The 11,256-nt window shown below is 45.1% G+C and carries 10 protein-coding genes; 7 read left to right on the forward strand and 3 right to left on the reverse strand.

Annotated elements, in window-relative coordinates:
- Window positions 1-243 precede the first annotated feature (243 nt).
- The 7 genes from DW862_RS08070 to DW862_RS08115 all read left to right on the forward strand — a co-directional run bounded on the left by DW862_RS08070 (window position 244) and on the right by DW862_RS08115 (window position 7,886).
- The gene (locus DW862_RS08070; protein ID WP_120067706.1) at window positions 244-3,657 is read left to right on the forward strand and encodes a DUF2723 domain-containing protein; all 3,414 of its coding nucleotides are present in this window, start codon (window positions 244-246) and stop codon (window positions 3,655-3,657) included.
- A gap of 110 nt (window positions 3,658-3,767) precedes the next feature.
- Window positions 3,768-4,382, forward strand: a complete 615-nt coding sequence (locus DW862_RS08075; protein WP_004313712.1) for a polysaccharide deacetylase family protein — start codon at window positions 3,768-3,770, stop codon at window positions 4,380-4,382.
- A gap of 681 nt (window positions 4,383-5,063) precedes the next feature.
- Complete coding sequence (locus DW862_RS08090; RefSeq protein WP_004313711.1) at window positions 5,064-5,294, forward strand: hypothetical protein; 231 nt, start codon at window positions 5,064-5,066, stop codon at window positions 5,292-5,294.
- 99 nt (window positions 5,295-5,393) lie between these two features.
- Window positions 5,394-5,885, forward strand: coding sequence for a hypothetical protein (locus tag DW862_RS25845; protein WP_165861896.1), 492 nt, complete (start codon window positions 5,394-5,396; stop codon window positions 5,883-5,885).
- 20 nt (window positions 5,886-5,905) lie between these two features.
- Window positions 5,906-6,541 carry an outer membrane beta-barrel protein gene (locus DW862_RS08105; RefSeq protein WP_120067712.1) on the forward strand — a complete coding sequence of 212 codons (636 nt, stop codon included), beginning with the start codon at window positions 5,906-5,908 and terminating at the stop codon, window positions 6,539-6,541.
- 105 nt (window positions 6,542-6,646) lie between these two features.
- Window positions 6,647-7,366, forward strand: a complete 720-nt coding sequence (locus DW862_RS08110; RefSeq protein WP_371414104.1) for a hypothetical protein — start codon at window positions 6,647-6,649, stop codon at window positions 7,364-7,366.
- A gap of 49 nt (window positions 7,367-7,415) precedes the next feature.
- A complete protein-coding gene (locus DW862_RS08115) occupies window positions 7,416-7,886 on the forward strand; it encodes a lipocalin family protein (protein ID WP_117610914.1) in 471 nt (156 codons plus the stop codon).
- Window positions 7,887-8,003: 117 nt separating this feature from the next.
- Here the strand turns inward: DW862_RS08115 and DW862_RS08120 are convergent, their stop codons facing one another.
- The 3 genes from DW862_RS08120 to kduI form a co-directional block, all read right to left on the reverse strand.
- On the reverse strand, window positions 8,004-9,245 hold the full coding sequence (locus tag DW862_RS08120; RefSeq protein ID WP_120067717.1) for a DUF4861 domain-containing protein: 1,242 nt from the start codon (window positions 9,243-9,245) through the stop codon (window positions 8,004-8,006).
- A 258-nt stretch (window positions 9,246-9,503) separates the two neighbouring features.
- The gene (locus tag DW862_RS08125) at window positions 9,504-10,307 is read right to left on the reverse strand and encodes a gluconate 5-dehydrogenase (protein ID WP_004313702.1); all 804 of its coding nucleotides are present in this window, start codon (window positions 10,305-10,307) and stop codon (window positions 9,504-9,506) included.
- Window positions 10,308-10,347: 40 nt separating this feature from the next.
- On the reverse strand, window positions 10,348-11,190 hold the full coding sequence (kduI, locus tag DW862_RS08130) for a 5-dehydro-4-deoxy-D-glucuronate isomerase (RefSeq protein ID WP_008023755.1): 843 nt from the start codon (window positions 11,188-11,190) through the stop codon (window positions 10,348-10,350).
- Between the last annotated feature and the right edge of the window lie 66 nt (window positions 11,191-11,256).

Here is an 11,256-nt window from a genome sequence, read left to right on the forward strand (position 1 = left end):
AAGAAGTTCACTAACAGGATAAAGGAAGTTTATCTCTAATACATCAGAGCTCATTTATTAAAGGGCTAAAAATAAATTCCTTACTTGCCAACACACAAGTTCCCGCCTTCCGGAAGAGTGAAAGAGATAGTAAATCACCCCTCCGTTACTTAATATTTCTTACTTTCTTCCTCATTATCCTTACAAATCACTATCTTTGCGACCTCATAATTTGTTTTTAACGAATAAACTACGATAGTGCTAATGAAACAGTACAGAACCGTAAACAACCTTATGGGTTGGCTTACATTCATCATTGCGGCAACCGTCTACTGCCTGACAATAGAACCGACCGCAAGTTTCTGGGATTGCCCGGAGTTCATAACCACCGGCTATAAACTGGAAGTCGGTCACCCGCCCGGCGCACCTTTCTTCATGCTAGTGGCGAATCTGTTTTCTCAATTTGCTTCCGACGTAACAACTGTTGCTAAAATGGTGAATTACATGAGTGCCCTCATGAGTGGCGCCTGTATCCTGTTCCTTTTCTGGAGCATCACCCACCTGGTACGCAAACTGGTTATCACTGACGAAAACAATATCACCAAAGGACAGCTTATCACAGTGATGGGTAGCGGACTGATCGGTGCACTGGTTTATACATTCAGTGACACATTCTGGTTCTCGGCCGTGGAAGGTGAAGTATATGCCTTCTCCTCCCTCTTTACCGCTGTTGTTTTCTGGTTGATTCTGAAATGGGAAGACGTAGCCGACCAGCCGCACAGCGACCGTTGGATTATCCTCATCGCCTATCTGACCGGATTGAGTATCGGTGTGCACTTATTGAACTTGCTTTGTCTGCCTGCCATCGTATTGGTATACTACTACAAAAAAACGCCGAATGCTACCGCCAAAGGTTCGTTAATAGCGCTATTAGGTTCAATGGTGCTCGTTGCAGCCGTGCTTTACGGCATCGTACCGGGTATCGTGAAAGTAGGTGGCTGGTTTGAACTGTTGTTCGTCAACGGACTCGGAATGTCATTCAATTCGGGCGTAGTGGTTTATATCATTCTGCTTGCGGCCGCTCTGATTTGGGGTGTATACGAAAGTTACACCGAAAAGAACAAAGCGCGCATGGCTATCTCCTTTATCCTGACGATCGCTTTGCTGGGTATCCCATTCTACGGACACGGAGCCAGCAGTATCATCATCGGTATTTTGGTTATTGCCGCACTGGGACTTTATCTTGCTCCGAGTGTACAGGCTAAAATCAAAGAGAGATGGCGTATCACCGCCCGCACCATGAACACAGCATTGCTGTGCACCATGATGATCGTAATCGGGTATTCTTCTTACGCACTGATCGTTATCCGTTCTACTGCCAACACTCCGATGGACCAAAACTCACCGGAGGATATATTCACCCTGGGCGAATACCTCGGCCGTGAACAATACGGAACCCGTCCGCTCTTCTACGGCCCTGCTTTCTCTTCGAAAGTGGCACTCGACGTAAAAGACGGCTATTGTATTCCGCGCCAGTCGGAAGCAGGAAGCAAGTTTGTCCGCAAGGAAAAGACTTCTCCCGACGAAAAAGACTCTTATATCGAACTTCCCGGACGTGTGGAATACGAATATGCACAGAATATGTTTTTCCCGCGTATGTACAGCTCGTCACACGCACCACTCTACAAGCAATGGGTAGACATCAAAGGACACGACGTTCCTTACGACCAGTGTGGAGAAATGGTAATGGTGAACATGCCTAACCAATGGGAAAATATCAAATTCTTCTTCTCCTACCAGTTGAACTTCATGTACTGGCGTTATTTCATGTGGAACTTTGCCGGACGGCAGAACGACATACAGGGTAGCGGAGAAATTGAACACGGCAACTGGATCACCGGTATTCCGTTTATCGACAACTTGCTGGTAGGTAATCAGGAACTGCTTCCGCAGGATCTCAAAAACAATAAAGGACACAATGTATTCTACTGTCTGCCGCTGATTCTCGGCTTAATCGGACTCTTCTGGCAGGCTTATCATAGCCAGCGGGGTATCCAGCAATTCTGGGTGGTCTTCTTCCTGTTCTTCATGACAGGTATCGCTATCGTGCTCTACCTCAACCAAACCCCTGCACAACCCCGTGAACGAGATTACGCGTATGCCGGTTCGTTCTACGCCTTTGCCATCTGGGTAGGTATGGGAGTGGCAGGTATCATCCGTATGCTGCGAGAATACTGCAAGATGCAGGAACTTCCGGCAGCCGTACTGGCTTCAGTGCTCTGTTTGTTCGTCCCCATCCAGATGGCGGGACAGACTTGGGATGACCACGACCGTAGCGGACGCTTCGTTGCCCGCGACTTCGGACAGAACTACCTGATGACCTTACAGGAAAAAGGAAATCCGATTATCTATACCAATGGTGATAACGATACTTTCCCATTGTGGTACAACCAGGAAACGGAAGGCTTCCGTACAGATGCCCGCACCTGTAACCTAAGTTATCTGCAAACAGATTGGTATATCGACCAAATGAAACGTCCGGCCTACGATTCCCCGTCGCTTCCTATCACTTGGGACCGTGTGGAATATGTGGAAGGACAAAATGAATATATCCCTATCCGTACGGAAATGAAGGCTTTCATCGACAGCTATTTCAAACAGGCAAACGAACTGGCTGCACAGGGAGACACTACCATATTATCACTCGTTCACTCCATTTTCGGTGAGAATCCATACGAATTGAAGGAAATCATCAACCGCTGGATGCTCGGTAAGAACGACCAGTTGAAAGAGCTTCTCAAAAAGACTGGAAAAGATATCCAACTGCCGCTTATCCCTACGGACAGCATCGTAATGAAGGTGGACAAAGAAGCCGTACGCCGCTCCGGCATGAAGATACCGGAAGCTCTGGGCGACTCTATCCCCGAATACATGACAATCACCCTTAGAGACGCCAACGGCAACCCGAAACGCGCCCTCTACAAGAGTGAACTAATGATGCTCGAAATGCTTGCCAATGCCAACTGGGAACGTCCTATCTATATGGCAATCACCGTAGGAAGCGAAAACCATCTGGGCATGGGCAACCACTTTATGCAGGAAGGTCTTGCCTATCGTTTCACACCGTTCGATACGGACAAACTGGACAGCAAGATTGACAGCGAAAAGATGTACGACAACCTGATGAACAAGTTCAAGTTCGGCGGTATCGACAAACCGGGTATCTATATCGACGAGAACGTGATGCGTATGTGCTACACGCACCGCCGTATCTTCACGCAACTCGTAGGCCAGCTTATCAAAGAAGGCAAGAAGGATAAGGCACTCGCCGCACTCGACTACGCCGAAAAGATGATTCCGTCATACAACGTACCGTACGACTGGGCAAACGGCGCCTTCCAAATGGCAGAATCTTATTACCAACTGGGACAGAACGAGAAAGCCAACAAGATCATCGACGAGCTTGCCAACAAATCGCTCGAATACATGATCTGGTATCTTAGCCTGAACGATAACCAGCTTGCCATCGCCGGCGAAAACTTCGTGTACAACGCCAGCTTGCTTGACGCCGAAGTCCGCTTAATGGAAAAATACAAATCAGAAGAACTCGCGAAACATTACTCCACGCAGCTCGACCAACTTTATAACGAGTACGTGACAAGAATGAAAGGGAAATAAATAGTAAGTATTAAGTATCAGGTATTAAGTATTACCATAGCTTCCGATATGTTTTCCGCATGGATAATACTTAATACTTATTACTTAATACTTGTTTAACACAGACTCTCATGTTTATAGAACAACCACCTTGGCTTTTCCGGGCGTTGTATCCACAAGCTATCTTCCGGATGGATCCGAATGAACGGGCAGTCTATCTGACTTTTGACGACGGTCCCATCCCTGAAGTAACTCCCTGGGTACTGGAAGTATTGGAAAAGCATCATATTAAAGCTACCTTCTTTATGGTAGGCGACAATATACGCAAGCACCCGGATGAATACCGGATGGTGGTAGAACACGGACACCGCATCGGTAACCATACCTTCAACCACATCCGTGGATTTGAATATTCTAATCCGGATTACCTCGCAAACGCCAGAAAGGTAGACGAAATTATTCATTCCGATCTCTTCCGCCCGCCACACGGACACATGGGGTTCCGGCAGTATTATACCTTGCGCTATCATTACCGCATTATCATGTGGGATCTCGTAACTCGTGATTATAGTAAACGGATGCGCCCGGAACAGGTATTGAACAATGTGAAGCGCTATGCACGCAACGGTTCCATCATCACTTTCCATGATTCGCTGAAGTCCTGGAATAATGGTAACCTGCAATATGCACTTCCTCGTGCCATTGAATTCCTGAAAGAGGAAGGGTATGAGTTCAAGGTGTTATAATAACAACCTTTGAGAAAACAGAAACTTCGAAAAAAACAGAGATTTTTGAAAAAAGTCTCCAATGAGCCAAGCTTCCTGATAAGAAGATAAAAATATAAGCCGAGGTCTTACGCCCCGGCTTTTGTAGTTTAAGGCCTGTTTCGTGCCCGAAATTGGGAGATCACTCCTCTTTCTTATAAGATGTCAGTACAAGCGCATTTCGCCCGGCAAAGGAAAAAAGAGGGCAAAATAACCAGTATTCAAAAAGTTTCTGATTCACATTACCTTTTCCATCCGTATTTTTTTATACATTTGCAACGGTCTCTTCCGCAGAAAGCCTCCGGGTGGCGAGGGAGAGATGTTTATATTGAGAAGACGTTTACAAGCGTTTGTCATTTATGTTCAAAACTTCGCAAACTTTGACCTATCGGAATGACTAACAGCAACAAAGACGTCCTCCTGATGTGTATTTATATACATCCGTGCCTCACTTTGATAAACAAAGGGGGGCTACGGGTGTTGTACATATCGGCGTGGGCTTTCTGCGTTGTTCGTTCCCGATAATTGGCATTGCGAAGGCCTTGAACATGGAACGGACGAAGGTGAGAGATTCCCACGCCATTTCTATATATTCCTGTCAATAATAGATTGAATTGTCCGCCCAACGGGAGTCCGGGGGACACACATAAGCAGAATAGGCACATGATTCATGCAGGACAACTTATTGAACGCACGCTTCACGAACAGGGACGCACCGTCACCTGGTTCGCTACCCAACTATGCTGCACACGCCCCAATGTTTACAAGATATTCCGGAAAGAGAATATTGACATCCACCTGCTCTGGCGCATCTCCTACATCCTCGGCCACGATTTTTTCCGTGATCTGTCTGACAGTATCAACACCGGAAGCTTCCCCAGTGTATCCAAATAGGATACAATTTCGTATCGTTCTTGGAACTATGTTTTCACCCGGTAGTATACTCCTTTCGCATACCTTTGCAGGCATATTAACATATAATCACAAAAGGACATGAAAACGAAAAAACTATTTCTGATTATTGCTCTGGTTATCGGTTGTGCCGTCGAAGCCCATGCGCAAAAGACGGTCTTCAAGTTTCGCGACGCACAGGCACGTGCAGGCGATGCAGTTACTGAAGTTTGTGTCAAACCGACAGTTGTCGAGGTGAAAATACTGGAAGATAAGGGACGGATCAAGGATGAATGGACACTAAGCAAAGAGGAAGTGGAGATCGCCATGAAAGGAGAACTTGACAACATCCGTGCTTGGGGGACTTATCTGTCCACCATTAAATATAATTGCGACGTCATCATGGGGGCCACTTTCAAAGTGGAAGATAATGAAAAAACAGGTGGGTACACGGTTACGGTGGTAGGTTATCCCGGAATTTTCGTCAACTGGCATCCGGCCACTAAGGACGATTACGAATGGATTCGCCTACAGAAGTTGTCACCCACAGATGGAAAAAGCCAGATAGCGCCCGTCGTTAAGAATAAGAATTAATCACTAAAATATCAATAACAATGAAAAAAGTACTATCAATGGTTGCCGCACTCTTATTGTGTGTAGGAACTCAAGCGCAAATCGTATCATCCAGAAGCGCAATCGTCAAAACAGAGAAGCAAGCCAGCAGCACACAATGGTTCTTGCGTGCAGGTTTGAATATCATGAATTTCTCCGGTGACGGGGCCGAAGGAGCTGATTCAAACATCGGATATAACGCAACATTTGGTTATCAGAAGCCTTTAGGCAGTACAGGAGGATACTGGGGGATGGAGTTTGGACTTGGCTCCCGTGGTTTCAAAGTGGACGACACGAAATGTATGGCTCACAACATACAATATTCTCCGTTCACATTCGGATGGAAATTTGCTGTGGCGGACAACGTCCGTATCGACCCGCATGTAGGAGTCTTCGCTAGTTACGATTACACAAGCAAAATGAAAGAAGATGGAGAAAGCATCAGTTGGGGTGATTATGCAGATTATATGGAGGTTGACTACAATCATTTTGATGCCGGTATGAATATCGGCGTAGGAGTCTGGTATGACCGTTTCAATCTGGATCTCACCTACGAACGCGGATTTATAGATGCATTCAGCGATGCCGACGGATTCAAAACCAGTAACTTTATGATTCGTCTGGGTATTGCCTTCTAAGGACAACCAAACCTCAATAAACCATATTATTTATTCAGCGTCCACGATCTTTTCTTTTCACAAAAAGGGCCGTGGATGCTGTTTTCTTAAAAAGAACGGAATATGATGACCAAACGACAATTTCTGGTAATCTTATATCTACTGGTAGGAATTATCCCACTAACAGCACAGACTTTCACCGAACAGAAAAAGAGCTATCCTGTCAGTGCAGACGGCAATAAATATGTGGTCAGCGGATTTACCCCTTTCAGCGATATGCAAGACGAAAACATCTACGCTAATGCACTGCTATGGATCGTCAAGAATGTCTGTCCACAGTTACGGGAAGGAATAGCGGAGGTCAACGTACCGGCTAAAAACTTCAGTTGCGATCTGATACTTGCCTCGCAGGCAGACTCAAGCCAAAAGAATACTTACTATTGCAAGGCCCTGTTTCAAGTAAAGGACGGCAAACTGGTTTATTATCTTTCCAATATACGGATAGAGTCATCAGCAGTGATAATGAAAAGAATCACTCCTATGGAGAAGCTACAACCGGGCAAGAAAGCATCTCACAAAGAAATCATGGATGACTTCGTACAGGTTGAATCGCAAGTATTGAACAAAATGTTCGACTTCATCATAACGAACCAGCTTTCACCGATTACTCACTGGAATGAAATCAACATCAACAAGCCGGTGAAAGGCATGACGGAAGATGAATGTCTACTGGCTTTCGGCAAACCGCAGACTATTCAAGAATCAAATGGAGAAGTACAATGGATGTATTCCAGCTCGTTCTACCTGTTCTTCAAGAACGGACATGTGGAAACTATTATCAAATAGAGTCTAAAAAACGAATCATCTCAAAATCAAACAATTAAAACAATTTATTATGAAAACAATCTGGAAAGCAAGCGTTTGCATAGTTGCAGTATTACTGTCGTTCAGCATTTATTCCTGTGGCGACGACGACGATGAGACTGTCGGTTCACGCGATTTATTGTTAGGAACATGGAATGGAGTGTATTATCTTTCACAAGAATGGGAAGATGGTGAAAAGGTAAGTGACTCTAAAGAAGATTTTGTAAATGGAACCAACCGTTATTCCATAGAGTTCAAGGAAGACGGTACGTATGTAGAAAAAGATGTCTACAACTCCTCCGGAAGTACTAATTATTATCATGGTACATGGAGCTACTCCGGTAATAAGCTGACTCTCATCGACACTGAAGAGGATAATTACACAGAAGTGTGGACAGTGACCACAATGACAGAAAATGAATTAGTCTATGAACTTCGTGAAAAAGAGAAAGAAGACGGAACAACATACGAATATTACGAACAACACGCTTTTACGAGATAATTCAAAGGCGTTATAACGCAAAAACTTTCTTTCTTTTTCAGGAAGATAAAATTAAGCAAAGGTTTCTTTTTACCAAAGAAACCTTTGCTTAATCTATTGGAAAAGCAATTCAACACATCAATATGCTACTGTCAGCGGAGTGCGCAACTTCTGCGCATATTCAGCCATATATTTATTCCAGGCATCCGGAGTCTTGATAGCGGCCTTATCCCAGGCAGAACCCCAATAATAAGTATATTCAGAACCCGGCTCATATTCGCTGATAGCCAAAACATGACCGTCGGCTCCGCCACGTTCTTTCTTTTCCTTTTCAGAAAGAAGAACCACTTTCGCTTCTTTCACCTGTGCAGGAAATGCAGCACCGACAAATATCTTGCCGTTTGCACCGCTACGATCTGTTGTAGGATCTACGTAAGTGATATAGCCATTGGCAGCATCTGCCACAGTCGCACCGTCCGGTTCACGCAATACAAGTCCGGTAGTCACCGGCATTGCTTCTTTCAGATTGGTATATGAAACAATCGTTTTGTTGAGATAAGAACCTGCATCCAGTGAGATTACACGAGTCTCCACTACATTAGAGTCTCCACGGACTACCAGCGGATTAAATTCCAGCTTCACCGTGAAACGCAGCGGACCATTATCAAGGATTTCCTGTGTACGATAGCAGTAAGGATAGATAATAGTGTCACCTGCCATCAGAGCAGCAACACCGGCACCCAACGTAGGTCCTACGGCATAGCAATCCATGCCATATCCATGATCGATATGGTAAGAGATAGCTTTTTGTAGTTCAGAGGCAGCTTTAGGATCTGTCTTTTTCAATTCAGCTATCTTGGCACGCTTTTCAGGATTCAGTTCTTCCGCATAGAGAGATTCCAGAATCGGTTCCGTTGTGTTGTACTTCGTGAAAAGATCGTAGCCAAAACCACGCTCTCCACGAGCTTGCAAGGCAGGACCATACGCACGGAATCCGCCAAGATCATTCTCCCAGGCAACATCGTCCAGACGTTCGGGATAATATTTACCGCAAGCAACGACATCGAAAGGTGCCGGTGTACCCGGTTGAATAGTGTAAATAGCCGTTCCGTTCGCTTCTACCGTAGCGGGGAAAACAACCTTTTCGTCATACGTCACCTGATAAGGCACTTGCTGACCGTCAACATCAAGCACTACAATCTGTGCTGTATCTGCCAGTTTCAACTTGGCAACAACATCGCTCATCGGCACTTCAACCATCTCTCCCACCCGTTCAAGAGCCAGCGGATTGGTCACTGTGATTGTCATTGACTGTTTACTGTCGGCACAGGAAGCAAACCCTATCAAGGCTACAGCAAACAGAATTAATATCTTTTTCATAATTAGTCTACATTGAATGAATAATATATACTTTGCAAATAGAGGCTATTATATCCGCATCTGTTGGATATATAGATCCAACGCATCAGCTATATATAACCAACGTGTTGTATATATATGTTCAACACGTTGGGCATATATGTCCAATAAGTCGGTCCTATAACTCCTGTAAAGGGAATGATAAAAAATAAGGTGACAGATGAAAAGAGGATGCTCTTTGCCATTCTATCACCTTATCGGAATCTCTTCTATCTTACATTATTTCGGCTGTTTTCCGATATAAGCAAGGATACCACCATCTACATAAAGAACGTGACCGTTGACAGCGTTAGAAGCTTCAGAAGCAAGGAACACAGCAGGACCTGTCAGTTCTTCAGGATCCAACCAACGACCGGCAGGAGTCTTGGCGCAGATGAATGAATCGAATGGGTGACGGCTTCCGTCTGCTTGTTTCTCACGAAGAGGAGCAGTTTGCGGAGTAGCGATGTAACCCGGGCCGATACCGTTACACTGAATGTTGTATTCACCATATTCAGAGCAGATATTGCGAGTCAGCATCTTCAGTCCACCCTTAGCGGCAGCGTAAGCAGATACAGTTTCACGACCCAGTTCGGACATCATAGAGCAGATGTTGATGATCTTACCAGCACGTTTTTCCATCATAGCAGGAAGAACAGCCTTAGCAACGATGAACGGAGCATTCAAGTCGATGTCGATTACACGACGGAAATCAGCAGCATCCATCTCGTGCATCGGAACACGACGGATAATACCTGCATTATTTACAAGGATATCAATTGTACCTACTTCTTTGGCAATTGTAGCCACCATAGCCTGAACAGCCGGTTCGTCTGTCACGTCGCATACATAACCGTGAGCTTTGATACCTTTTGCAGCGTATGCAGCCATTCCTTTGTCTACCAACTCTTGATTGATGTCGTTAAAACAAACTTTAGCGCCTTGTTCTGCGAATGCAGAAGCAATAGCAAAACCGATACCATAAGAAGCACCTGTAACGAGCGCTACTTTACCTTCCAAAGAAAAATTCAAATACTGATTCATAATTCTTTTTATTATTAAATTAGGAAAACTATTGGATTTGTTATTTCAAATCTGTAATCAACGAGAAGTCCTGATCGCCATAGTCGAGGTTCTCACCACCCATTCCCCAGATAAAGGTATAGTTGTGGGTAGCAGCAGCCGAGTGGATAGACCATTCGGGCGAAAGAACAGCCTGATCGCCTTTCATCCATACGTGACGTGTTTCGCCTACCTCACCCATAAAGTGGCAGATAGCATGATCTTCGGGAATCTCGAAATAGAAGTAGGCTTCCATACGACGGCTGTGTACGTGGGCCGGCATCGTATTCCAGACACTTCCCGGAGCCAGTTCCGTCATACCCATCTGCAACTGGCAGGTGGGCAACACCTGATTCACCAGCATCTTATTGATATTACGGTGGTTGGAGCCTTCCAAAGAACCCATTTCAGCTACTACGGCATCGGCTTTCGTCACCTTACGGTCGGGATAATTGCGATGTGCAGTCAGTGAGTTGAAGTAGAATTTGGCAGGATGAGCAGCGTCTTTGCTTTCGAAAGTCACTTCACGGTCGCCCGAACCCAGATAAAGAGCTTCTTTATAATCCAGTTCGAAGGTTGCGTCGCCCGCTTTCACAATACCGGGACCGCCGACATTGTAGATACCCATTTCGCGACGGGTGAGGAAGAACGGAGCTTTCAGCGGATCGATTGCTTCAAGCGTCAGCACCTCTCCTACCGGCAGCGCACCACCTACCACCATACGGTCGTACATGGAATATACCATATTTACTTCATTGGGGACAAATATCTTTTCGATTAAGAAATCTCTGCGGATTCTTGTAGTATCATAACTTTTTGCATCTTCAGGATGCGCAGCATAGCGAATTTCATAGTTCGTTTTCATACCTTATTTATTTATGCGAATCAGTAGTTGAAATCACTAGCTGATTCAGTTAGTTAAATTGTTATT

This window comes from Bacteroides sp. AM37-9, assembly GCF_003603455.1.
GTDB classification, from domain to species: Bacteria; Bacteroidota; Bacteroidia; order Bacteroidales; family Bacteroidaceae; genus Bacteroides; species Bacteroides xylanisolvens.